Source organism: Streptomyces sp. NPDC046909 (genome assembly GCF_040644695.1).
Lineage (GTDB): Bacteria > Actinomycetota > Actinomycetes > Streptomycetales > Streptomycetaceae > Streptomyces.
The window spans coordinates 473091-496792 of record NZ_JBEYXC010000007.1 but is presented as its reverse complement, the minus strand read 5'-3'; the positions used below and the strand labels follow the sequence as shown (position 1 = coordinate 496792).

Here is a 23702-nt window from a genome sequence, read left to right as displayed (position 1 = left end):
GCGCCGACGAAGACCCTGCTGTCAGAGACCTGTTCAGACAGGCCTACCGACTTCTGGAGATAAAGAACCGCCCCACGCAGCAGACCGCGGCCTTCAACGCCTTCTTCTACATGCGTGACGTGGCCAACCTGACCCGGCGCCTGCTGTGGATCTACACGGAGCCGAGCCCGCATGCGCCCTGATCATCCCATGCTGCTTCACAACTCGTCCGCGCTGACGCATACCGAGCGCGTCCTGTCGCGGGGGTTCTGGTGCGAGTGGCGCCACGTGGATGGACGGCGGATCGCCTCTGCCCGATGTCCGACCCCCGGCTCAGCCATCCGCTGGGCACGCGTTCAGATCCGCATCGTCGCCTCGGCCGTCGCGCCGGACTCCGTGGACCCTCTCGTCGACCGCAACTATCAGGGCTGGCGTGACGCCGTCGCAGCGCTTGAGCAGGGCTCGGACTTCACGTTGCCCCTCGTGGCAGAACCATTCTCCTTCGTGTGGCACGCCCGGCCCACCGCCTTTCTACCCCTCATCGACGACCAACCCCCGGCTCACCACCGGACGGAGGACGCGCTATGGGGTTAAGGCCGGAGGAACTCTGGAGCCGCTTCGACTGGCAGCACGGCAACTGCTTCAGATGCGAGCAGACCGGCGTCCCTGTCGCGGAGATCGGCGACATCACGGTGGCCGACGTGACCTTCTCACTCTTCGCCTGCCAGCGCTGTGTGTTCCGGCTCGAACAGCTCCACTGGACGATGAGCGAACGGGCCGTCCGCCGCCAGAGCGCCTTCTTCCCCGCCGGACCTCCTCCCTCTACCCAACGGCCCCCTGAAGCTCAGCTCCCCAGACCGCCCGCCCACGTCGCGTAGAAGGACAGCCGCGCCCTGGGCGGGCCCTCATCCCCCGTCCCTGCTGCTCGAACTGGAGGTTTCCCCCACCTCAGAAGGACAAGTCGCAGCGGGGACGGGGTCCAACCCGGGAAAAGAGGTACAGAATGCACCAGCTGATCGTCAGCCCGTTCCTGGATGGCTACCTGGCCGTCCGGCCGGGGAGCGCCGCCTGCGTACGCTTGCCGGCCGACCACTACGAGGACGTACGACAGCGCGCCCGGACCGACGACCGCGTGCCCGACTGGCTGGCCACCGCCGCGGCCGAAGCCTGGAGTCTCGACCTGGCCGGCCAGACCGCCGGGGCGGCGCTCCTGGTGCGCGAGCCGACCGAACTCGCCTTCGCCCGGGCGAGCTGGGAGATCAACCTCTACTGCAACTTCGGCTGCAAGCACTGCTACCTCGGCGAACGCCCCCTGGCCGGCCTGAGCTGGGAGGAGAAGGTCAAGCTCATCGACATCTTCCGCGACTCCGGCGTCCTCTGGCTCCAGATCACGGGCGGCGAACCGACCGTCGATCCCGACTTCGAGGGCTCATACCGATACGCCTACCGCCAGGGCATGATGCTCACGGTCTCCACCAACGCCTCGCGCCTGTGGAAGCCCGAGGTGTTGCGCCTGTTCCGGGACTGCCCGCCATACCGCGTCGTCGTCAGCATGTACGGCGCCACCGAGGGCTCCTTCGACGAACTCACCCAGCGCAAGGGCGCCTGGAGGAACTTCCAGAGGGGCATGGCTGCGGCGCGCAACGCCGGTCTACCTTTGCGGGTGTCGGTCGTGGTGACGGAGGACAACGCCCACGAGGTCGACGCCATGGTGTCTCTGCTCCAGAGCTGGGGTCTGGACCACCATGTCTACACCAACATGCAGCCGACCTTCTCGGGCACGGGCGAGCCCCTGCTCGTCCAGTCCACGGAGCACCTGCGCGAACGGCCGGTCTTCCAGGGCTGCAACGCCGGTGTGACGTTCTTCCACGCCGACCCGCACGCCAGGGTCTCGATCTGCAAGATCGGCCGGGACGACCAGATCGACCTCATGGCCGAGGGTCTCGACGGTCTTCGCCGACTCGAAGCGATCTCCGATCGGCTGATGCTTCGCACCGGTGGCTGCTCGGGCTGTTCGCTCTCCGGTTCCTGCCGGGTGTGCCGACCGCTCGCCAAGGTCTACCAGGAAGCGAAGGCACCACTGCACACCTACTGCCAGCACTCGGACCCCAAGAAGATGGTGCACGCATGAGTCCCGTTCCCGTCAGGATCCTCACGAGCCGCCCGCCGGCCGTCCGCCCGGCTCTCCCGTCCAGACTCGTCGCCACCGCGGCGCTCGTCATCGAGCCCGACGCGGACGCCCTGATGGAGGGCAGTGCCTGCTCCTGCGCGGCTGGCGACGACAACCCGAACTAACCGGAAGTATCCCGTCACCTGCGCTCAGGCCCTGGCGCATCCGTGTCAGGGCCTGAGCCCTTGAGTACGAGATGAGTATCCTGAGCACATGCGCTTCCGCTGGGACTGGCTACGTCCAGTGGTGTCGGCGCCCTACGTGCCGACAATCGGACCTGTCCACCCGTCTGTCCTCACCGAGGACCTGTTCACGGACACCTTGATCGCCGCCTCCACCGACCGGTGGTTCTTGCGCTATGACAAGGACATCCGCTGGTCCGACAGCAAGGACGAGACCGTTCTCGTCGGGAACATCGCGCACCGGCCCGGTGAGACCCTGATTCCCACGGTGTCCCGGCGAGGCGCCGGAGTGGTCAAGGTCCACCTCTACGGCGTCGAGCCCGACAGCACGTTTGCAGCCACCGAACTGGCTCGGAAGCTGGCGGCCGAGTACGGCGCGGGGAAGGCACGGGTGGTGCGCGTCCTCGGCCCCGAGGCCCCGGATGGCCGCGGCACCCGCATCCAACTCCAGGACTTCAGAGGGGCGGTCCGCCCGGCCGTCGTCGGCCCCGTCGCTCCGTTCGACGACTGGCCGGCGGGCGTGCAAGGTACCTTCGCCGACTTCGCCGAGGTGATGGCCGCGGGCGGCTTCGCCTTCCTCTACAGGCAGATGAAGGCAGGGCGGGTCGGCCCCGTCCTGACCGCCGCACGGGGCGGCAGGGTGGTCGGCGCCATCGGTCCGATGGAGATCAGGCCCGACGCGATCGGTACCCCTCAACTGATGCCGCAGTACTTCGGCGTCCTCCAGGAGCACCGCGGTCAGGGACTCGGGCGTTTGCTATGGCGCGCTGCAATGTATTGGGGACAGCTCAACGGGGCCACGTACCAACTCCTGCAGACCGAAGTCGGAGGGCCTTCGGATCGCCTCTGCCGGTCCGAAGGACTGACGTCGCTCGGCTTCACCTACTGGCAGGACGCTTGAATCCGCCAAGGTCCGAGCGAGTACGAATCGCGTGCGCACACTGCCACGACGCCAATACGGCCGCGGCCTCCTGGCAGCGGCTGCGGTCTTCCCCGGGCACGGACGCCGTTCCGGTAGGGACGGGGGAGCCCCTCCCTGAAGCCGTGGCCTACGCCCGCGCCTGACTCAGCGGGGAGCCCGTAGGGCGGCGCACACGAGAGGCAACAGGGCATGCTCAAGGGCCGACGGAGGGCTTGCGCTGCCGGATCGGCCACGGGGTACTCCTCCATTCCGGTGACGGAGCACTCCAACGCGAGCACGTCGCGCAGGCAGCCGTCGTGTCATCGCCGACAACGGCGGTGGCCGCCCCCCAATCTCCCTTTCCTGAGCACACTCGCACCCGCACTCGGCTTCAGAATTCCGGTCAGCCATTAGTGCTGCAACAGGCGATTCACTGCAGCACCAGTACGCGGGACACCACGACAGTTCGCCTACAGCAGACGCGCAGGCTCCGAACACGACTGGAAGCTGATCGGTGAGCCATGTCAACGTACTGACCCCAGCAAGAACCAAAGGCCAGGTAGGGGCTAATGACGTTGCCATCCGAACTCCCAGGACTTAATAGCCCAGAAACCCCGCAGCCTCCGATTCACTGCCTTCATCCGCATGGTACTGAGCCACTAAAAGCGAACCTCCTCAAGGCATTCCTGTAGAGGAGAACGTGTACCACAAAACCCAGATGTGGAACACGAAACGACTAGCGTCCAGCGCACACCCACTCACCCTCACGAGTCGCAAGGCACCGACAGATAGATTTCGTGACGTGAACACGCCACGTTGCACCCCATCAGAAATCCACCCCACTGAACCGCGAGGAAATATGGCGTCCATCGAAAAGCGCCCCCTGAGGCGAAAAATCGACGGAAGGAGTGCATTCAGCTACAGAGTGATGTGGCGTGACCCCGACGGCAAACAGAAGAGCCGCACCTTCCAACCCGGAGACAGGCCCAATATCCCCCAAAAGGGCAGGGCCGGACATCACGCGGCAGCTCTGGAATTCAAAGCAGAAATAGAAAAGCAGCTCAGCGCCCAAGCCTACATAGACCCCCACGCGGGCAAAATAACATTCCGCACATACGCAGACGCCTGGCTGGAAACTGTCAAGGCAACAAAGAAGCCTAGAACATACAACAACTACTCCTCACGACTCAGACTCCATGTCTATCCAACCATCGGAAACTGGCCCCTTGCGAAGATCCAGCGCGCAACTGTGCAGCGGCTCGTCAACAGCCTCTGCGACGACCTCGCCGGCCGAACCATCCGCCAGATCTACGACACCACAGCCAGCGTCTTCACCGAGGCGGTCTTCGACCGGAAGATCGGCAGCACCCCTTGCGTACGGATCAAACTGCCCGATGCGGAGAGCGAGGAAGTCAAGCCGCTCACGATCGACGAGGTCGAGGCGCTCTCCGAGGCGATGCCCGATCACCTCCGCGCCTGGCCGATCGTGAACGCCGGCAGCGGTCTGCGGACCTCCGAGATGCTGGGGCTCACCTGGGATCGCCTCGACTTCGACACGGCGACCGTGAAGGTCGACCAACAACTCGTCGGCTCCAACCGCGCCACGGGCGCACCCCGGTTCGGGACCCACAAATCCAAAGCCAGCTACCGCACCATCCCACTGCCCCGTACCGTCGTGCAGGCATTGCGCGAGCACAAGAGGACAGTCCTGAACTCCCACGGCCTCGTCTTCGCCCGAGAAGACGGCAGGGCCTACAACCGCGGCTCGTTCTCGCGCGTCTGGGTGCCCACCATCGCTCTCTCCGGTCTCCCAGAAGGAACCGAGCCCAAGCAGCTGCGTCACACCTACGCCTCGCTTCTCATTGACGGAGGCGAGTCGCCCAAGGTGATCCAGAAGCGCATGGGGCACAGTTCGATCAAGATCACGATGGATGTGTACGGACACCTCTACCCCGAGTCCGAGCAGCGGACGCGCAACGTGATCGACCGCGCTTTCGACGGTGGCGAGTCCACCATTGGGTACGCGGATGAAGTCATGGACGCTGTTGCCGCATAAGCTCGTGCCCGGGCAACCCCGAGCTGTTGCCTCGTTGTTGCCTGGCAGACTGAGAGAGAAGAGGGACAGCGGTGTTTTGGCAGGTCAGCGGGATGACCAGGACTGCGGGGTCGAGCTAGGTGCACATCGTCGTCATGGGAACCTCGTTGCGGTGCCGGGGCATGGGCTCCCAGACCACGTAGGCGGTATAGGCGAAATCGGAGTGCTCGGCAGACGCGTCGATGGTTTCGACGGGGGCGCTCGCGGCGTCGCAGAGCGCGATGGTGCGTTCCGAGCCGGTGCGCCAGTGGATCAGACGGACTCGGAAGAGATGAGACTCCCCGTCGTGCTCGAAGCTCAGTTCCTCGGACTGTTCCTCGTCCTCGATCTGGGTGAGCGGGTCGATGAGCTGGCCGTCGTAGGTGACGCGGACGTCGGTCCAGGTGAGGAGATAGGGCGCAAGGGCCGCCGTGATCTGGGTCGCGGCCTTGGGCTCCAGCAGCCGATCGAGATGACGGGACTGCTTCCCCCACGACTCGACCGACGTGCCGGCACCGGCCGTTTCGGCTTCTGGCCGCGAGTCGATGCGCCACGTCGTACGGCGGCGGACCTCGGACTCGATCGTCGTGCGCATCAGCCTGCCGTCGGCTGCGCGGGCAGTGCTCGCCCAGAGCGTGTGGTCGCCGAGAGCGAAGGCCCGCAATCGCCCGCGACCGGCCTTCCCGTGGAGAGGCCGCCCCAACCGTGGAGTCGTGCCGCCTTCCCGCTTGTCGGAGTTGCCGACCTGCCTGAACGCGGTTCGGGCCTTCTCCGGGGTAATGCCGTCGCCGTTGTCGCTGACAACGACCTTCTCCACTGCCCCCATGACGGACCGTTCGATGGACACGTCGACCTTGGTCGCGTCAGCATCCAGGGCGTTCCACACGAGCTCAAGTACCGCTTTGACGGTCTCACGCTCGTGGGAGAGCTGCCGCACCAGGTCGTCGCCCGCTTCGAGAAGCACGTGATCCGCCATGACAGGGCATCCTTCAACAAGACAGGACAGATTGTCCATGACTCATCAGCAGGGAGTAGCACGATGCGGCCGACAGGCCCGCCGTCCGCGAGCTGCCCCAAGGACCCGCAGGCGAACAACTGCAGTAACACAAACTTCGCCGTCATGGGCTGTGCCGCCGATCGACGACAACGCCGTAGGGTGCAGCAACCGCACCTCACGGATCTCGCCACGACGGCGGCCCTCAAGAGCCACTGCGGCTGCCGTTCACGTCCACCCGATCCACAGGGCGCGGGATCCGGCTCTCCCGACGCCAGCGGGCCAGCACCGCCCGACCGTAGTTGTTCGTCCCTGCCACCCGGTCCAACTCCGCACCATTGGGCGTCCGTCCGGCGGAACTGCCGCTGGAAGTGCTCCCACATCACCTCCTCCGCCGTCGCCCCAGTCGACCGAGACCGGCCACCCGGCGGCTGCGCCCGCTCCTCTCGCCCACCATCCTCTGCCGACTCCCGGCCCCTCCCCCTCACCGGTCGCCGGCCGGACGCAGTCTCGCCTCGGGCCCCGGAGTCTTCCTCTCGCCCGGCACCTCCGGTTTCGTCTCGGTCCGGCTGCGAGCCACGGGCTCGTTCCCTTTGCCCAGATGGCGACGACCGACCGCGAACGCCCTCGTCCGATCCTCGGCGGCCGAGACGGTGTGCGAGCAGTTCCACGGCCAGCAGCAGAGCGACCGGTGGCCAGCCCGCCACCAACATCGGCTTCCACGCCACCACAGGCGCTGCAGCAATGTTCGCGGCGAGGGAGACGGCGATGCGCCCGACGCCCCACCCCACGACTCGTGTTGAGCAGCCCGACCGTCGCCAGCAACAAGAGCCCATCGACGGACAACGGCCACAGTGTCGCGCTCACCGCATCGGCCCCGCCCTGCAGGGCGAAATCCCGCTGATGCACATACGAGGCGTACGCAGCCACCGACGCCACCACCAACGCACAACCCCGCCGCACCCACCCCTCAAAGCCGACGCCCGTATCAGCGCCGCCCGGAGGAGCGTCATGGACACCCGGAGACTTACCGTGCGGTGTTTCGCTCGGGGCGGTCACCGGGAACCACCCCTACAAGGGCGCCGACGAGCCCGCGGCACCGTCACCGTGCCGGAAAGCACCAGCTCACGGCGGCTCTGGGCCCGTACAGATGCTGTCGCTGCCCCGCCCGGGGCTCCAACTTGCGGCCAAGCGACATCCGCCACTTCAACTGGACAGGTTGGCAGCGACCGAATGGCGAGCACCACGACCGCCGACCTCGACGGCCGTTCGCTCGCCATAGCCGGAACGCACCACGGCCACCAGCATCCTGGCCCTCGCCGCTCCTACCCGAAGACGCTTCCGCAGAGTCTCGGCAGAGATCGGTCGCCGGAACTCCTCCCAATGACGAGCGTCTTCCTGTCGGGCACGTTCGAGCAATTCATACTCGCGAGACTGCCTCCAGTTCCACTGCTCACCATTGGGCGAAGTGGCTGCTGACTCGCTGTCGAATGGACTGCGCCGAGCATCTGTTGAACCCAACGCGGGACGGCGGCACTCATCATCGCTTCCTCGGTCTTCCAAGGCGCCTGATGGTCCATCCGGCAGACTGCTGATGGCCTGCAGCAGGCCGGGGCCCACCTCAGCCCACCCGATCAGCAGCAACGGCCCCACCGCATCGAAGGCCGCCTTACCCAACTGTCCAGCGAGCAGCGGGTCAGTCACGTTCAAAGCCAAGGTCATGAGACTGGAGAACACCAGAAGCCGGCGAGCGGGACGCAGCTGCTCACGGCTCGCTCCCCGGAGCGCGAGGTACCGGGTGCCCAGCAACAGCCCCACCACCGACAGATCCACCGCCGGAGCCACCAGCGGTGCCACCCACGGCGGCACGCCCAAGCGCAGAGCCAAGGTCCACACATTCCCGAAGCCGAACAAGAACGTCAGCCCCACCACCGCAGCCATGATCGCCGTCACCAGACGCAGGGTGATCTTGCGCTCGAAGGAATCGGTCGCACAACTACCCGAAGACGTCGACTCGTTGGCAGCCATCAGACCACCCCGTCCTTCGCCGCAGGCACGTGCCTCGGAGGAATCCCCTCATCTCGAGCCACCATTGCCGCGGTTTCAGCTTCAGGATCAGCGGGTCCAATACTCAAACGATCGCCGACCGGCAGGGTGCGGGAACGCGAGGCCGCAGGCTCGACCCAGACCGCGAGCCCGTACTCACGAAGGAGCGCGCCACGCTCCTCATCGCTCTTTTCAGCCCACGCATCCGCCAACGTCCGGCCCGTCGGAGTCTGCTCCCAGTGCGGTGCAACATCCGGAACACCTGCGAGCGCTTTCCGGCGCTCTAGAAGCCTCCCCATACGCTCCCGGAAGTCGTCCTCGTCGTCCTCGAAGAGCCCAGCGTCACGGTCATCCCGAAGCCTCTTGATGGCCGCGCGGGCATCGCTCAACTCGCGCTGCGCATCGTTGCCGGAGACCCAGCGCCGGTCGACTTCATGGAGGTGTCCGAACTCCTGCGGAAAGACCTCCCGGACCCAGTCGGCCAACCCGTCGCGGCGGACGTACAGCGTGTGCTTTCCCTCGGTGCGTTCCGACCGCTCGCCGGCACAGGCGAACTTGGCCGTTCCCGTGGTCGGCGTGTGTTGCTTCATGGTCCGCGCGCATACAGAACAGCGCACCACTCCCGACAGCCAGTGGGACGCCCGGGGTTCGCGGCGTCGCGGCCCCGACCGCTGGGACTCCAGCATGCTGACGATCGCGTCCCACTCGTCCCGGGTCACGACCGGGTCCCAGACGACCACCGGCAAGCCTTCTTCATTGCACTGAACACCGCCGCCCGGCAGCGGACGGTAGCCCAGCATCAGGGGAGAGGCGACGACTTCGACGACCGCTTTGGCGCGCCACCGAGCCTCTCGCGCCCGCTCGGCCCCCTTGAGGACCGCGCCCCGCTGGCGGCTCGTCAGCTCCCCTCGGTCGTTCAGGCGCCGGGCCACCTGCGTGGGGTTGAGCTCCTCCACGATGATCCACGCAGCCATCTCGCGGAGCACGTCCATCCCGTGCTGATCCCGCACCAAGACGCGCCCCTTGCCCGAGGGATGATCAGCAACGGTCAGCCCGTACGGGACCCGGCCCCCGTGAAAGCGGTTCTCATCCCTCGCCCTGCGCATCGAGTCCGCGACTCGCGCTTTGATCATCTCGCGTTCGAGCTCGGCGAAAACTGCGATCATCTGCGCCATCGCACGGCCGGTCGGTCCACTCATGTCCACCGGCTCCGTAGCGGAGATCAGCGCCACGCCATGCGCATCCAACGCCGTGACGATCTCCGCGAACCCCAGAAACGACCGAGCGATCCGGTCGATCTTCCAGACCATCACGGCATCCATGCCCGACAAATGGTCGAGGAGTTCCTTCATCCCTGGACGCTCCAGGGGCGGTTTGGCCCCGGAGACCCCTTCGTCCGTCCAGACACCGGCGACCCTGCCGCCGCGCCTGCGGACCTCCGCCCGGCACGTCTCGTCCTGCCGCTCGATCGACGTGCTCGCCTCAGTGACCCGTGACAGCCGTTCGTAAATGCCGTACCTGTCCACCGGTACGTCCTTCCCCAACTAGTGGCCTTCAGGCCCCTACGTCAGGTCGTACGCGGGCTGGATGTCGTTGAGGAAACGCACGTGCTGCACATCCCAGTCGATCAGAGGTGGCCCCCGGACAGGTCAGCCAGGGGGAAGAGCACGTACTTCATTGTCCCATGTCCACCGGAATGCGATGCCCGGGCGGATCGTCCAGGCAGGTCAGAGGCCCGCCTGGACGATCCTACGAATCATGCCCGGGCCCGTCCGATCTCCCGCTTGAGGATCTTCCCGGTGGCGGTCAGCGGCAGCGCCTCGGCGAACTCGACGATGCGCGGGTACTTGTACGCCGCCAGCCGTTCCCTGGCCCAGGCGATCAGCTCGTCCTCGCCGGTCGGGTCACCGGCCTCCTTGACGACGACGGCCTTGATCTCCTCGCCGTGCGACGGGTGCGGGACGCCGATGACGGCCACGAGGGACACCGCCGGATGCTCCATGAGGAGCTCCTCGATCTCGCGCGGGTAGACGTTGAACCCACCGCGAATGATCATGTCCTTCGAGCGGTCGACGATGTAGTAGTACCCGTCGGCGTCCTTGCGGGCCAGGTCACCGGTGCGGAACCAGCCGTCCCGGAGCACCTCGGCCGTGGCCTCGGGCCGGTCGTGGTACCCCTTCATGACGTTGTGGCCCCGGATCGCGATCTCCCCGACGGCTTCGGCGTCGCCCTTCGTCCCGGACCAGTCGGCGTCGATCAGCTTCATCTCGACGCCCGGGATCGGCACCCCGATCGAGCCGACGCGCGGCTCCTGCCCGAACACCGAGAAGGAGGCGACCGGCGAGGTCTCCGACAGCCCGTAGCCCTCCAGGATCGTCACCCCGAACCGCTCCCGGAAGGCGCGATGCACCTCGCGGGGCAGCGCCGAACCGCCCGAGGCGGCGACCCGGAGATGCGCGGCGAGGGCGCCGACGTCGACGGAGTCGTCGAGGGCGCCGAGCAGGCCCCAGTACATCGTCGGGACCCCCGCGAAGAACGTCACCCGCTCCTTCAGCATCAGCCGAAGCGTGGCGGCGGCGTCGAAGCGCGGCAGCAGCACGAGCGTGCCACCGAACGCGAAGGCGCCGTTCTGCACGACGCTCTGCCCGAAGGAGTGGAACAGCGGCAGCACACACAGATAGGTGTCCGGACGGTCCTCCGACGCGTCGAACAGCGTCTCCCCGGCCAGCGCGTTGTCGCGCATGTTCCGGTGCCGCAGCTCGGCCCCCTTGGGCTGTCCCGTGGTCCCGGACGTGTAGAGGATGACCGCGGTGTCGTCCTCGTCCGTGCCCACGGTCTCGAACTCCGCCGCCTGTCCCGCCCAGGGCAACCCCGCCGCCGGGTCGACGACGAACAGCTCCGGCCCGCCCGCCTGTTCCGCGCCCGCGCGCGCCGCGTCACCGATCGGCAGCTCGGCCGTCCCCTCGAAGGCGAAGTAGACCTTCGCGCCGGAGTCCTGGAGGTGATACGCCACCTCCCGCCCCTTCAGCAGCACGTTCAGCGGCACCACGGCCGCGCCCGCCTTGAGGATGCCGAAGTAGACGATCGTGAAGTAGGGCAGGTTCGGCATCGACAGCGCGACCTTGTCGCCCGGCCCGATCCCCCGCGACACCAGCAGGTTCGCCACCTGGTTGGCCGCCGCGTCCACCTGCGCGTAGGTGAGGCGGGTGTCGCCCAGCACGACCGCGGTCCGCTCGGGATACCGGGCGGCCGAACGCTCCAGCAGCTGGGCGAGGTTGTAAGTGGTCACAGCTCGTTTCCTTTACCTACGTTCAGCGGGCGGACCCACCGAGGGCGAGCACCACGGACAGCGCCGGCGTCCGGTCCACCGCCTCCCCGAACACCTCCACGGCGGTCTCCCACTCCCCTGGCCGCCCCTTCGCGTACGGCCGCCAGTTCCGTACGACGACCAGCAGTCCCGTCTCCACGGCGCCCTCGGGCCAGACGGTGTGGTCGGAGAGGGAGTCGGTGAGGGCGTCCCAGTTGCGTCCGAACCAGTCGGGCAGCCGAAGCGCGTCGGCGCAGCGGTCCATCAGGCCCGCCTTGTCGGTGACGCCGTCGAGGTCGAGGTCGACCACGAGCTGTGTCATCTCAGCACCGCCCTGAAGGAGTTGTAGTGATCACCGGTGTAGTAGATCTCGCCGCCCTGCCCCGTGACAATGCGCCGGGCCCCGCGGTCGCGCGAGCCCGGCGTGGGGACGGTGTATTCGTGGTAGTAGCCACGCTTTTGCTGCGGCAGCAGTCCCTCGAAGTTCCCGAAGACGGCGCCGTCCTTGGCATACGGGTAGGGGCCGCCCTCGTCGATGAGGGCGAGGGTCTCCCGGGCCTCGGCGGGGAGCCGGTCCTCCTGGACGGTGGCCATGTCGCCGGCCCACGCGGGCGTGGAGGCACCGGCTCGCGCGTCGGCGTCGGTGGAGGAGCAGCCCGTCAGCAGGACGACGAGACAGACGAGGGCGCCCGCGAGTACGCGGGGGACGAACCGCAGCAGCATGCCCTCCACGCTGCCACGGCCGCCCTCTCACGACCTTCGGTCAGGGTCCGTCCGGGTCGGCCCTGTTCAGCGCGGGCTTCGGCGTCGGACCGGCGGCCATCAGCACATCGGCCGCGGAGGTGTCCGTCACCAGGCTGGTGACCAGCCCGGAGCGCAGCACCGCGTCGATCGCCATCGCCTTGCGCGCGCCGCCCGCGATCGCGACGACCTCGGGGATACGGCGGAGCTGGTCGGCCTTGACGGTGATGCACCGCTCGCCCAGGTCCCGGCCCACCCGGCGCCCCTCGGCGTCGAAGAGGTGCGCCGAGGTCTCGGCGGCGACACCGAGCGTCGAGTAGTGCGCCCGCTCCTCCTCGCTGAGCATGTCGTACACCGTGGAGACACCCGGTCCCCAGGAGCCGATGGAGACACAGGCGACCGTGACCTTGTCGAAGTACTCGAAGGCCCGCGCGATCCCGGTCTGGTTGCGCAGCGCCGCCGCGGTGGCCGCGTCCGGCAGCAGCATCGGCGCGTAGATGGGGTGGGCATCCCCGCCCGAGACCTGCGCGGCCCGCCGTACCGCCTCCACCGAGCCGCGCTCGGCGGTCCCGGCGTCGTACACGCCGGTCAGCTGCACGACCGTGCACGGCGGCAGCCGGTCGAGGGCGGCCGCCATGTGGATGGTGGACCGGCCCCAGGCCAGACCCAGCACATCGCCCTCGTTGACGAGCTCGCCGAGCAGGTCGGCGGCCGTCTCCCCGAGGTTCTCGGGGTCGGGCGAGTCCTCCGCCTCGGCCGGCGACTCCACCACGACGGCGTGCCTGAGGCCGTACCGGGCGCGCAGCGCGTCCGAGCGCTCGGCGTCCAGCTCGGCCGGCACCCGGATCTCGATCCGTACGAGATCCCGTTCGAGAGCCGTCTCCAGAACCCGGGCCACCTTGAAGCGGCTCACGCCGAACTCCTCGGCGATCTGGATCTTCGACTTGCCCTCGAGATAGAAGCGGCGGGCCATCGCCGCCGCCTGCACCAGCTCAGCGGGTCCCATCCGCATGGCTGACCGGCCCGCCGACATACCCGACACGGCCATCTCCTCACTGCTGTTCACACTCTGGATTCGCCGTTCATCCTTGCAGATCCGGCGGACTTGATCAGCCCTGATGGGAGCCGTTCACGTTCCTGTGGCTCAGTGGCCGCATGCCCAGCTCGCCTTGGCGGTCGCCTCCTCGGCTCGGTTGCGCAGTGCACGTACCGCCTCGGCCGGGTCCGACGCGTTGTACACGGCCGAGCCGGCGACGAAGACATCGGCGCCCGCGTCCGCGCACTGCTCGATGGTGGACGCCGAGACTCCGCCGTCGACCTGGAGCCACAGCTCAAGTCCGTGCTTGCTGATCAACTCGCGGGTGCGGCGAATCTTCGGGAGCATGATGTCGAGGAACGCCTGCCCGCCGAAGCCCGGCTCCACGGTCATGATCAGCAGCATGTCGAGCTCGGGGAGCAGATCCTCGTACGGCTCGATCGGCGTCGCGGGCTTCAGCGCCATGGAGGCTCGGGCGCCCTTGGCCCGGATCTCCCGGGCGAGCCGGACCGGGGCGGCGGCCGCCTCGACGTGGAAGGTGACGGAACCGGCCCCCGCCTCTACGTACTGGGGCGCCCACCGATCGGGGGCCTCGATCATCAGATGGCAGTCCAGCGGGGTGTCCGTCGCACGGGCCAGCGACTCTACGACCGGCACGCCGAGCGTGAGGTTCGGGACGAAATGGTTGTCCATCACGTCGACGTGGAGCCAGTCGGCTCCCTCCACCGCCTTCGCCTCGTCCGCGAGGCGGGCGAAGTCTGCGGACAGGATGCTGGGGTTGATCTGCGCGGCCATGCCCCAAGCCTGCCATGCCCTCCGGGGGTTGGCCGCATGGGTGCCGGGTGGGTACGGTCATTTGTCCGGTGCGGGCCGTATATGGCTGGTGACGCCCGCGCGGCGGAGCCGCAGGTGTCACGGTCCCGCGCCCCTTACGGGGCGTGGTTGCGGGGGTGGGTATGAACGGCAAGCGTGGGATCGGGCACCTCGTCTGCGGGCGGCGAGCGAAGTGGGTCGTAGTGGCCCTCTGGCTCGTGGGACTGGTCCTGCTGGCGCCCCTGGCCCAGAAGCTCACCGACGCGCAGGACAACGACGCCGCCTCGTGGCTTCCGGGCTCGGCGGAGTCCACTCAGGTCCTGGAGATCTCCAAGGACTTCAGGCCGGAGCAGATCCCCGCGGTCGTCGTCTACGCCCGTGATGGGGGCTTGACCGCCCAGGACCGGGCGCGGATCGACGAGGACGCTCAGCAGCTGAAGGCGCTGCGCGAGCACGGCATCCGGGGCGCCGAGACGACAGGCCCCGTCTACGACCGCAAGACGGACCCCCGCGCGGCCCAGATCTTCGTGCCGATCACCATGGACGAGAAGGGCTGGGAGGAGATCGCCCCCGCGGTCGACGCCATCCGTGACGACGTCGGCGAGGGCGGCAACGGACTCGCCGTGCACATCACCGGCCCGGGCGGCACGTCGGCGGACTTCTCCAAGGCCTTCGAGGGCATCGACTCGACACTCCTGCTCTCGGCGATGGGCGTGGTGATCGTGATGCTCCTGATCACCTATCGCAGCCCCTCCCTCCTCCTGGTCCCCCTCCTGTCGGTGGTCGCCGCCCTGTTCACCGCCCAGGCCCTGATCTACCTGCTGGCGGAACACGCGGGCCTGACGGTCAACGGCCAGAGCGCGGGCATCCTCACGGTCCTGGTGTTCGGCGCGGGAACGGACTACGCCCTGCTGCTGGTGGCCCGCTACCGAGAGGAACTGCACCACCACGAGGACCGCCATGAGGCGATGGCCCTCGCCCTGCACCGCGCGGGCCCGGCGGTGATCGCCTCGGGCGCCACGGTCGTCCTGAGCATGCTCGTCCTGCTGGCCGCGGAGATGAACTCGACCCGCGGTCTTGGCCCGGTAGCGGCGATCGGCGTGGCGGTGGCCCTCCTGGCGATGACGACCCTGTTCCCCGCCCTGCTGGTGATCTTCGGCCGCTGGATCTTCTGGCCGGTGATCCCGCACTTCGGCGACCCCGACCGCATCGAGACGGGCGTCTGGGCCCGCATGGGCCGCCGTATCGCCCGCCGCCCCCGCATGGTCTGGGGCGCCACCGCCCTCATCCTCGCGATCTGCTCCCTCGGCCTCATCCAGCTCCGCGCCGAGGGCATCAGCAACGCGGACGCTTTCACCGGCAAGCCGGACTCGATCGTCGGCCAGGAGGTCTCGGCGCGCTACTTCCCGGCGGGCGCCGGCGACCCCTTGGTCATCATCAGCAACCAGGCCCAGGCACAGCAGGTGGGCGAGACAGTGGCCGCCACGCGCGGGGTCGTCCCCACCTCACTGGGCCTCCCACCGGGCACCAAACAGTCGTACGAAGGCAAGGTCCTCTTCGAGGCCACGATGACCGACCCGGCCGACAGCGAGGCCGCGAAGCAGACCGTCGAACGGGTCCGGGACGCCGTCCACGCCATACCGGACGCCGACGCCCGGATCGGCGGCGGCACGGCCGCCCTGCTGGACATGGACAAGGCGACCACGCACGACAACATCCTGATCATCCCGCTGGTCCTGGCGGTGGTCCTGCTGATCCTGTGCGCCCTGCTCCGCGCCCTGATCGCCCCCCTGCTCCTGATCGGAACGGTGATCCTGTCCTTCGCGGCGGCCCTGGGCATCAGCGCGCTGGCGTTCCGCTACCTGTTCGACTACGCAGGGGAGACAACGGACTTCCCCCTCTTCGTCTTCGTCTTCCTGGTGGCCCTGGGCATCGACTACAACATCTTCCTGACCACCCGCATCCGCGAGGAGGCCACCCGCCAGGGCACCCGCCCGGGCGTGGTCACGGGCCTGGCGGCAACAGGCGCGGTCATCACCTCAGCGGGCCTGGTCCTTGCGGGCACCTTCGCCGCCCTCGGCACCCTCCCCATGGTGGCCTTCGCCGAAATCGGCTTCACGGTGGCCCTGGGCGTCCTCCTGGACACCTTCATCGTCCGCTCGATCCTGGTGACATCCCTGTTCCTGGACGTGGGCCCGAAGGTGTGGTGGCCCAACAAACTGGCGCAAGAGGACGGTACAAGGACTGAGGTCCCTGAGAAATCAGCGGTTGGGCAACGCCCTTAGGGGCGCGGGGAACTGCGCGACAAGCCACGACGGACCCGCACACGCACGACGATCCGCACCCCTACGGCGCGACGGCGAACCCTCACCCCGTCCGACGAATCAACGCCAGATACATCGCATCCGTCCCATGCACATGCGGCCACAACTGCACATCAGGCCCTTCCCCCAGCCCAGGCACCCCCGGCAGCAGAGCCCGCGCATCGATCAACTCAGCGTCGGGCCACTGCTTGAGCACGTCCTCGACAACCGCCCGGGTCTCAGCAAGATGCGGCGAACAGGTCGCATACCCCACAACCCCGCCCACCCGCACGGAGTCCAACGCGGTCTTCAAAAGGCTCCGCTGCAACGGCCCGAACCCCTCAAGGTCCTCCACCCGCCGCCGCCACCGCGCCTCAGGCCGCCGCCGAAGCGCCCCCAGTCCGGTACACGGCACATCCATCAGCACCCGGTCGAAACTCCCGCTCCGCCACGGCGGCTTGGTCCCGTCCGCGGCGATGACCTGATAAGGCCCCGGATTACCGTCGAGCGCCTTGGCGACCAGGCCGGCCCGATGAGGCTGCTTCTCGGAGGCGAGCAGGACAGCCCCCCGCTCAGCAGCCAGCGCGGCGAGCAGCGCAGCCTTCCCACCGGGCCCCGCACACCCGTCGAGCCACCGCTCGTCACGCCCCTCAAGCGGCGCGTCGGCCAGCGCGAGAGCGACCAGCTGACTGCCTTCGTCCTGCACCCCCGCACGCCCGTCCCGTACGGCCTCGATGGCCCCCGGCTCTCCGCCCTCGGCCAGCCGCACGGCATACGGCGACCAGCGCCCGGCGACGGCGGCCTCCTCCCGCAGCAGCTCCTCGGTCGTGGCCCGCCCGGGCCGCGCGACGAGGGTCACCTCGGGCCGCTCGTTGTCGGCGGCCAGCAGCTCCTCGATCCCGGCCCGGGGCCCGCCGAGCGAGTCCCAGAGCGCGGAGACGACCCAGCGGGGGTGGGAGTGCACGACGGCGAGATGGTCCTCGGGGTCGTCGTCGTACGGCGGCGCGACACGAGCGATCCACCCGTCCAGATCGTCCTGCGCGACCTTCCGCAGCACGGCGTTCACGAACTTGGCCCGCCCGTCACCGAGCACCACCCGCGCCAGCTCGACGGACGCGGACACGGCGGCATGCGTGGGGATCCGCGTCCCGAGCAGCTGATGCACCCCGAGGCTCAGCACATCGAGTACGGGCGGGTCGACCTCCCGCAGCGGCCGGTCGATGCACGCGGCGATGACCGCGTCGTACGTCCCCTGCCGCCGCAGCGTCCCGTACACGAGCTCGGTGGCCAGCGCGGCGTCCCGCCCGTCGAACTTGTCGGGTCCCTCCTTCTCCCGCGCCTTGCGCAGCAGCGGCGGCAGCACGAGGTTGGCGTACGCGTCCCGCTCGTCCACGGCCCGCAGGGCCTCGAAGGCGAGGACGCGGACGGGGTCCTTCTTGGGCCGACGGTAGGGCTTGCCGGACGGGCGGGGCCCACGGGACTGCTCGCTCACGAAAAAGGTGCTCCGGATGTGTCGATGGGATACGCCTCAAGCGTACGTCCCACCTGTACGCGCGTTACCCGCCGAGGGTCTCGCCGTCGCCGATCCGCACCCCGCGCGCCCAGTCGGCGGCCTTCATCGGCTTCTTCCCCTGGGCCTGCACCCACAGCAGCTCGACGCCGTAGGAGCCGGTGCCGACGTGGACGTTGTTCTTGCCGACGGCCAGCTGCCCGGGGGCGAGGTCCGTGCGGTCGGGCACCGGCTGGACCTGGATGAGCTTGAGCCGCTCTCCGCGGAAGACGGTCCAGGCGCCGGGGGCGGGGGTGCATCCGCGCACGACCCGGTCGACCCGCAGCGCGGGCGTAGCCCAGTCGACCTGGGCGTCCTCGACGGTGATCTTCGGGGCGAGGGTGATGCCGTCGGCAGGCTGCGGTACGGCCTTCAGGGTGCCGTCCTCGATGCCGTCCATGGTCGCCGCGAGCAGCCCGGAGCCGGCGAAGGCGAGCCGGGTGAGCAGGTCACCGCTGGTGTCGGTCGGCCGGATCTCCTCGGTCACCGTCCCGTACACGGGCCCGGAGTCGAGGCCCTCCTCGATGAGGAAGGTGGAGGCCCCGGTGATCTCGTCCCCCGCCATGATGGAGTGCTGCACGGGCGCGGCCCCGCGCCAGGCGGGCAGCAGCGAGAAGTGCAGGTTGACCCAGCCGTGGGCGGGCACGTCGAGGGCGACCCGGGGAAGCAGTGCCCCGTAGGCGACGACGGGACAGCAGTCCGGCGCGATCTCCCGCAGCCGCTCCAGGAACTCCGGGTCCCGCGGCTTGAGCGGCTTCAGCACCTCGATGCCCGCCTCCTCGGCCCGCTCGGCCACCGGACTCGCGACGAGCCTGCGCCCCCGCCCGGCCGGCGCGTCGGGCCGGGTGACGACGGCGGCCACCTCGTGCCGCCCGGAGGCGATCAGAGCGTCCAGAGCGGGAACGGCGACCTCGGGGGTACCGGCGAAGACGAGCTTCATGGGTGGGTTCGGGCCTCTCGGGCGGGGGTCGGTGCGGGCAACGCACAAGTCTATGACCACGGACGGAGATACGGCCGACGAGGAGAGACCGGGCGGGGCAGGACGAGCACCGCGCCGGAACCTGGGCGCGAACCCCCCTGCCGGGGCGCACGCATATGCCGCTACGCCCCCTCTGCGTGACCAGCGGAGCGCCCACGCGTTGGTCAAGAAAGAGTTGACCACAACGGGCCGCTTTGGCGGCCCGATCCTTTTCACGCCGGTTCGAGAGGCTTGTTCATGGCCGACCACGCAACCCACGACGCCCAGGCTCGGGCCAGCCTGCACTTGCTGGTGCGGGACATCGAGCGGGTCCGCCGGCAGGTGGACGCACTGCGCACGCTCACCGCCCAGTTGGGGAACGTCTACCGCCCGCGCCGCTCCGGCCCCTCCACGGGCTTCGTCGTCTACGGACGCGCTCCCGCCCCCACGGTCCGCCTCGCGCAGGAGCTGCGGGACAGCGTGGAGACGCTGGTGACGGCCGCGGTCGACTTCGACCGCTCGCTCGGCTTCTCGTGGGACGCGGTGGGCTCCGCGCTCGGCGTCACCAAGCAGGCGGTCCACCGCCGTTACGGCGCCCGCCGCGCCGCGACCCAGGCGGCCGCCGAGGCCGAACGCACCACGGACACGTCGGCCACCCGCACGGTCAACGTGAACACCGGCATGCCGACCATGCCGACGGTCCCCGCGGCCCGCTCCATGCCGACCCAGCCGACGGCGGGCAGCCCGTCCCTACGCGAGGACGTAAGACCCACAGCCTTCCCGGGCCCCCGCAACGGCTGACACACCCGCTCCCCTGCCCTCCTGGAACTCCCGGGAGGGCAGCCGCATGTCAGCGCTCGGGAGTTGCCTCGGACGGCTGGACGGACGGCCGCCGACGGCGCTGGGCCCCCACAGGGGCCACCCGCACCCGACAACGAAAGTGGTACGGCGGTGCGGGTGGGAACCCACATCCGGCCGAAGGCCGGATACCCACAACGCACCCGCACCCACCAAACCCAACGTCACCCAATATCAGGCGGATCGATCCGCACCCGCACCACCGCCTCCCCGCCCCCCCGAGCCATCCGAGCCGCCTGCGCCCCCTTCAACGCCGCGGCCAACGCCGCCCCCTTCCCAGGCGGCACCCGAATCAAGGCCCGCTCCCACCGCTCCCCCGGCGGAGCCGCCCCCACCCGCCGAGGCCCCCCGACCCCCGTGACCGCCATGGGCACCGGCCCCAACACCTCCGCCTCCCCCGGCAGTTCCACAGTCCCCAGAAACCCCGCGACCGCCTCCGCCTCCCCCGAGACGGCCGCCATCCGGGACACCGGCGGAAACCCCAACTCGGCCCGCTCGGAAAGCTCCCGCACCGCATGCCCGACGGGATCCCACCGCACAAGAGCCTGCACAGGCCGCAACGTAGGTTCAGCGACGACAACCACGGTCCCCCCACTCCCCTGCGGCCGCACCAACGCCGCGGCCGCGATCCACCGCCGCAACGCATCCTCCCCGGCCCGCAGATCGGGCCGCCCGAGCATCGCCCACCCGTCCAGCAGCAGAGCCGCCGCATACCCGCCCTCGGCCACCGGCTCGGCCCCCGGCGTACTCACGACGAGCGCGGGCGCCCCCGGCACCGTGTCCAGCACATGCTCCCGCCCGGACGTCCGCACCGGCACCGCCGGGAACGCCCGCCCCAACTCCTCCGCGGTCCGCCGGGCCCCCACCACCTGGGCACGCAGCCGGAACCCCCCGCACTCGGCACAGTGCCAGGCACCTTCCTCCCGCCCGCACCAACCACACGCCAAGGAGTCCACACCCTCCCGAGCCTCCAACGGCCCCGAACAGTGCCGACACCGCGCAGGCGCCCGACAGTCGGCACAGGCCATCCGCGGCACATACCCCCGCCGCGGAACCTGCACGAGCACCGGCCCCTGCTTCAGCCCCTCCCTGACGGCCTGCCAGGCAAGCGTGGGCAACCGTGCGGCCCGAGCGGCCTCGTCCCGGGCCAGATCCCCGTCCCCCACGGTCCGTACGAGCGGCGCGGCCCCCCGCACCTGCTCGCGCACGGCGACGAGCGGCCGAGCCCACCCGCTCTCGACCAGCTGCGCGGCCTCGACGGTGCAGCTCCAACTCCCCAACAGGAACGCGCACTTGTCGAGAGCGGCCCGCAGCAGCAGCACCTCACGCGCATGAGGCTGCGGAGCATGCGGCTCGCTATGACTGTCGTCCCCGTCATCCCAAATAGCCACGAGCCCAAGGTCCCGCACCGGCGCGAACATGGCGGCCCGAGTCCCCACCACCGCCCGCACGCTGCCCCGCCGCACGGCCAGCCACTCCCGATACCGCTTCTCGGGCCCGGCATCGGCGGTGAGCACGGCATGCCGCCCCTCCCCCAGCAAGGAGGTCAGCGCGGCATCGACACGCGCTACGGCCCGCCCGTCAGGCACGACGACAAGAGCCCCCCGCCCCGACGCAAGGGTGGCCGCGACAGCACGAGCCAGCTCCTCACTCCACTCGGGCCCGGGCAACGCGTTCCACACGGCACGCGGCGCCCCACCGGACGCCAACGCCTCAAGAAACCCGGCCCCCCGCTCGTACCGCCCCCAGGACCCCACCTCAGGCGCCCCGGGAGCCGGCAGCGCGGCAGCGGAAGCCCGCTGCTCGGCCCGAGCGCTACGCGGCGGCACGGCCAGTTGCAGCACATCGGCGAGACTCCCCGCGTACCGATCGGCCACGGCCCGGGCGAGCCCCAGCAACTCCGGCCCGAGCACCGGCTCAGGCGACACGACCTGAGCCAGCGCGGCGAGCGGCCCGGAGTAGTCCGACTCGGCCACCCGCTCGACAAGAAACCCGTCGATCAGCCCCCCACCCTCACGCCGCCCGTCCCGCACCCGCCCCCGCCCGGCCCCGAACCGCACCCGAACCCGCACCCCGGGCTGCGCCTCGGCATCAAGCTCCTCAGGCACGGCATAGTCAAAGTAGCGATCAAGGTGCAGCACACCCTTGTCCACGAGCACCCGCGCCACCGGCAGCTCCTTGGCCAGCGCGGCCCCCCGCCAGGTCCGCGGCTTCGCCCGCGGCACCTTCGCCTTCTTCACACTCTCCCGAATAAACGCAAGCTGCTCAGGCGCCGCCCCCTCGCCCCCACCACCAACCCGCTCATCCTCGCTGCTCACCCTTGCATTCTTACCAAACCCCACTGACAACCGACGCCGCCCGAACGCGCCGAGGCCCGGCACCCCCCAAGGGACACCGGGCCTCGCAGAGAAACCGTGGAACCGAGCCCTACAGCCCGGCCGCCTTGCGCAGCGCGTCCACGCGGTCCGTCTTCTCCCACGTGAAGTCGGGCAGCTCGCGGCCGAAGTGGCCGTACGCCGCGGTCTGGGCGTAGATCGGGCGGAGGAGGTCCAGGTCGCGGATGATCGCGGCCGGGCGGAGGTCGAAGACCTCGTCGATGGCCTTCTCGATCTTCTCGGCGTCGACCTTGGCGGTGCCGAAGGTCTCGACGAAGAGACCGACCGGCTCGGCCTTGCCGATCGCGTAAGCGACCTGCACCTCGCAGCGGGAGGCGAGGCCCGCGGCGACGACGTTCTTGGCGACCCAGCGCATCGCGTACGCGGCGGAACGGTCGACCTTGGACGGGTCCTTGCCGGAGAACGCGCCGCCACCGTGGCGGGCCATGCCGCCGTACGTGTCGATGATGATCTTGCGGCCGGTGAGGCCCGCATCGCCCATCGGGCCGCCGATCTCGAAGCGGCCGGTCGGGTTGACGAGGAGGCGGTAGCCCTCGGTCTCCAGCTTGATGCCCTCGTCCAGCAGCGCCTTCAGCTCCGGCTCGACCACGAACTCGCGGATGTCGGGGGCGAGCAGCGACTCCAGGTCGATGTCCGACGCGTGCTGCGAGGAGACCACGACCGTGTCGAGGCGGACGGCCTTGTCGCCGTCGTACTCGATGGTGACCTGCGTCTTGCCGTCGGGCCGCAGGTAGGGGATCGTGCCGTTCTTGCGGACCTCGGACAGACGGTTCGCCAGACGGTGCGCCAGGAAGATCGGGAGCGGCATCAGCGTGGGCGTCTCGTCCGACGCGTAGCCGAACATCAGGCCCTGGTCGCCGGCGCCCTGCTTGTCCAGCTCGTCCTCGTCGCCCTCGACCCGGGACTCGTACGCCGTGTCGACACCCTGGGCGATGTCCGGCGACTGCGCGCCGATGGACACCGAGACGCCGCAGGAGGCGCCGTCGAAGCCCTTCTTCGAGGAGTCGTAGCCGATCTCGAGGATCTTGTCCCGCACCAGCTGGGGGATCGGCGCGTACGCCTTGGTGGTGACCTCTCCGGCCACATGCACCAGGCCGGTCGTGATCAGGGTCTCGACCGCGACCCGGGAGGTCGGGTCCTCGCGCAGGAGCGCGTCGAGAATGGTGTCGCTGATCTGGTCAGCGATCTTGTCAGGGTGACCCTCGGTCACGGACTCCGAGGTGAACAGACGACGGGACACAACGCTCCCTGGGGTTGCAGCGGCTGCTGGCTGATCATGGGCGGACGGGCTCGGGGGCTGCGCCCGGCATCGTCCGAGAACAGTTTATCGGTCGCGCTCGGCCACGGACTCACCTGTCTCGCCAGTCGGGAGTCCCGTGACCTGCGGCACGGGCA

20 protein-coding genes and 1 pseudogene are annotated in these 23702 nt (G+C 69.2%); 8 read left to right on the top strand and 13 right to left on the bottom strand.

The window, feature by feature from the left end; genetic code table 11:
- From ABZ928_RS25885 to ABZ928_RS25860, 6 genes and pseudogenes are all read left to right on the top strand, one after another.
- A pseudogene (locus ABZ928_RS25885) lies at positions 1–182 on the top strand (hypothetical protein); the annotation flags it as partial.
- Between the two features lie 381 nt (positions 183–563).
- On the top strand, positions 564–857 hold the full coding sequence (locus ABZ928_RS25880; protein ID WP_361523391.1) for a hypothetical protein: 294 nt from the start codon (positions 564–566) through the stop codon (positions 855–857).
- A 125-nt stretch (positions 858–982) separates the two neighbouring features.
- On the top strand, positions 983–2110 hold the full coding sequence (locus ABZ928_RS25875; protein WP_361523389.1) for a radical SAM protein: 1128 nt from the start codon (positions 983–985) through the stop codon (positions 2108–2110).
- Positions 2107–2274 (top strand): hypothetical protein, encoded by a 168-nt coding sequence (locus tag ABZ928_RS25870; protein WP_361523386.1) that lies wholly within the window; start codon positions 2107–2109, stop codon positions 2272–2274. Before ABZ928_RS25875 ends, ABZ928_RS25870 begins: the two co-directional genes overlap by 4 nt.
- Positions 2275–2362: 88 nt before the next feature.
- The gene (locus ABZ928_RS25865; RefSeq protein WP_361523383.1) at positions 2363–3232 is read left to right on the top strand and encodes a GNAT family N-acetyltransferase; all 870 of its coding nucleotides are present in this window, start codon (positions 2363–2365) and stop codon (positions 3230–3232) included.
- 859 nt (positions 3233–4091) lie between these two features.
- Entirely contained in the window at positions 4092–5288 is a 1197-nt protein-coding gene (locus ABZ928_RS25860; RefSeq protein WP_361523380.1) for a site-specific integrase, read from the top strand.
- Positions 5289–5403: 115 nt separating this feature from the next.
- Here the strand turns inward: ABZ928_RS25860 and ABZ928_RS25855 are convergent, their stop codons facing one another.
- From ABZ928_RS25855 to rpe, 9 genes are all read right to left on the bottom strand, one after another.
- A complete protein-coding gene (locus tag ABZ928_RS25855) occupies positions 5404–6282 on the bottom strand; it encodes an ATP-binding protein (protein WP_361523377.1) in 879 nt (292 codons plus the stop codon).
- Positions 6283–6528: 246 nt separating this feature from the next.
- The gene (locus tag ABZ928_RS25850) at positions 6529–7209 is read right to left on the bottom strand and encodes a hypothetical protein (RefSeq protein ID WP_361523437.1); all 681 of its coding nucleotides are present in this window, start codon (positions 7207–7209) and stop codon (positions 6529–6531) included.
- 297 nt (positions 7210–7506) lie between these two features.
- Positions 7507–8328 carry a SpdA protein gene (locus tag ABZ928_RS25845; RefSeq protein WP_361523374.1) on the bottom strand — a complete coding sequence of 274 codons (822 nt, stop codon included), beginning with the start codon at positions 8326–8328 and terminating at the stop codon, positions 7507–7509.
- Complete coding sequence (locus tag ABZ928_RS25840) at positions 8328–9872, bottom strand: recombinase family protein (RefSeq protein ID WP_361523371.1); 1545 nt, start codon at positions 9870–9872, stop codon at positions 8328–8330. The genes ABZ928_RS25845 and ABZ928_RS25840 overlap by 1 nt, the downstream gene beginning before the upstream one ends.
- A gap of 230 nt (positions 9873–10102) precedes the next feature.
- Positions 10103–11635 carry a long-chain fatty acid--CoA ligase gene (locus tag ABZ928_RS25835; protein WP_361523368.1) on the bottom strand — a complete coding sequence of 511 codons (1533 nt, stop codon included), beginning with the start codon at positions 11633–11635 and terminating at the stop codon, positions 10103–10105.
- A 22-nt stretch (positions 11636–11657) separates the two neighbouring features.
- Positions 11658–11975, bottom strand: a complete 318-nt coding sequence (locus tag ABZ928_RS25830; protein WP_361523365.1) for a barstar family protein — start codon at positions 11973–11975, stop codon at positions 11658–11660.
- Complete coding sequence (locus tag ABZ928_RS25825; protein WP_361523363.1) at positions 11972–12376, bottom strand: ribonuclease domain-containing protein; 405 nt, start codon at positions 12374–12376, stop codon at positions 11972–11974. The genes ABZ928_RS25830 and ABZ928_RS25825 overlap by 4 nt, the downstream gene beginning before the upstream one ends.
- Positions 12377–12416: 40 nt before the next feature.
- On the bottom strand, positions 12417–13460 hold the full coding sequence (locus tag ABZ928_RS25820) for a sugar-binding domain-containing protein (RefSeq protein WP_361523360.1): 1044 nt from the start codon (positions 13458–13460) through the stop codon (positions 12417–12419).
- 78 nt (positions 13461–13538) lie between these two features.
- The gene (gene rpe, locus ABZ928_RS25815; protein WP_361523357.1) at positions 13539–14225 is read right to left on the bottom strand and encodes a ribulose-phosphate 3-epimerase; all 687 of its coding nucleotides are present in this window, start codon (positions 14223–14225) and stop codon (positions 13539–13541) included.
- A 161-nt stretch (positions 14226–14386) separates the two neighbouring features.
- Here rpe and ABZ928_RS25810 point away from each other — a divergent pair, with 161 nt between their 5' ends.
- Positions 14387–16528, top strand: a complete 2142-nt coding sequence (locus ABZ928_RS25810) for an MMPL family transporter (RefSeq protein WP_361523355.1) — start codon at positions 14387–14389, stop codon at positions 16526–16528.
- Positions 16529–16610: 82 nt separating this feature from the next.
- Here ABZ928_RS25810 and ABZ928_RS25805 read toward each other — a convergent pair whose 3' ends face one another.
- Positions 16611–18038 carry a transcription antitermination factor NusB gene (locus ABZ928_RS25805; protein ID WP_361523353.1) on the bottom strand — a complete coding sequence of 476 codons (1428 nt, stop codon included), beginning with the start codon at positions 18036–18038 and terminating at the stop codon, positions 16611–16613.
- A gap of 64 nt (positions 18039–18102) precedes the next feature.
- A complete protein-coding gene (fmt, locus tag ABZ928_RS25800) occupies positions 18103–19035 on the bottom strand; it encodes a methionyl-tRNA formyltransferase (RefSeq protein WP_361523350.1) in 933 nt (310 codons plus the stop codon).
- Between the two features lie 276 nt (positions 19036–19311).
- Here fmt and ABZ928_RS25795 point away from each other — a divergent pair, with 276 nt between their 5' ends.
- The gene (locus ABZ928_RS25795) at positions 19312–19854 is read left to right on the top strand and encodes a hypothetical protein (RefSeq protein WP_361523347.1); all 543 of its coding nucleotides are present in this window, start codon (positions 19312–19314) and stop codon (positions 19852–19854) included.
- A gap of 221 nt (positions 19855–20075) precedes the next feature.
- Here the strand turns inward: ABZ928_RS25795 and ABZ928_RS25790 are convergent, their stop codons facing one another.
- Entirely contained in the window at positions 20076–22229 is a 2154-nt protein-coding gene (locus tag ABZ928_RS25790; protein ID WP_361523344.1) for a primosomal protein N', read from the bottom strand.
- A 109-nt stretch (positions 22230–22338) separates the two neighbouring features.
- The gene (gene metK, locus ABZ928_RS25785; protein WP_361523342.1) at positions 22339–23547 is read right to left on the bottom strand and encodes a methionine adenosyltransferase; all 1209 of its coding nucleotides are present in this window, start codon (positions 23545–23547) and stop codon (positions 22339–22341) included.
- Positions 23548–23702: the final 155 nt, after the last annotated feature.

What these genes read in the sequence shown, in the direction of transcription:
- rpe (WP_361523357.1), bottom strand. Translation starts at nt 14,225, where the DNA reads ATGGCCGCGCAGATCAACCCCAGCATCCTGTCCGCAGACTTCGCCCGC.
- ABZ928_RS25855 (WP_361523377.1), bottom strand. Translation starts at nt 6,282, where the DNA reads ATGGCGGATCACGTGCTTCTCGAAGCGGGCGACGACCTGGTGCGGCAG.
- ABZ928_RS25875 (WP_361523389.1), top strand. Translation starts at nt 983, where the DNA reads ATGCACCAGCTGATCGTCAGCCCGTTCCTGGATGGCTACCTGGCCGTC.
- ABZ928_RS25860 (WP_361523380.1), top strand. Translation starts at nt 4,092, where the DNA reads ATGGCGTCCATCGAAAAGCGCCCCCTGAGGCGAAAAATCGACGGAAGG.
- ABZ928_RS25825 (WP_361523363.1), bottom strand. Translation starts at nt 12,376, where the DNA reads ATGCTGCTGCGGTTCGTCCCCCGCGTACTCGCGGGCGCCCTCGTCTGT.
- ABZ928_RS25795 (WP_361523347.1), top strand. Translation starts at nt 19,312, where the DNA reads ATGGCCGACCACGCAACCCACGACGCCCAGGCTCGGGCCAGCCTGCAC.
- fmt (WP_361523350.1), bottom strand. Translation starts at nt 19,035, where the DNA reads ATGAAGCTCGTCTTCGCCGGTACCCCCGAGGTCGCCGTTCCCGCTCTG.
- ABZ928_RS25830 (WP_361523365.1), bottom strand. Translation starts at nt 11,975, where the DNA reads ATGACACAGCTCGTGGTCGACCTCGACCTCGACGGCGTCACCGACAAG.
- ABZ928_RS25865 (WP_361523383.1), top strand. Translation starts at nt 2,363, where the DNA reads ATGCGCTTCCGCTGGGACTGGCTACGTCCAGTGGTGTCGGCGCCCTAC.
- ABZ928_RS25810 (WP_361523355.1), top strand. Translation starts at nt 14,387, where the DNA reads ATGAACGGCAAGCGTGGGATCGGGCACCTCGTCTGCGGGCGGCGAGCG.
- ABZ928_RS25870 (WP_361523386.1), top strand. Translation starts at nt 2,107, where the DNA reads ATGAGTCCCGTTCCCGTCAGGATCCTCACGAGCCGCCCGCCGGCCGTC.
- ABZ928_RS25880 (WP_361523391.1), top strand. Translation starts at nt 564, where the DNA reads ATGGGGTTAAGGCCGGAGGAACTCTGGAGCCGCTTCGACTGGCAGCAC.
- ABZ928_RS25845 (WP_361523374.1), bottom strand. Translation starts at nt 8,328, where the DNA reads ATGGCTGCCAACGAGTCGACGTCTTCGGGTAGTTGTGCGACCGATTCC.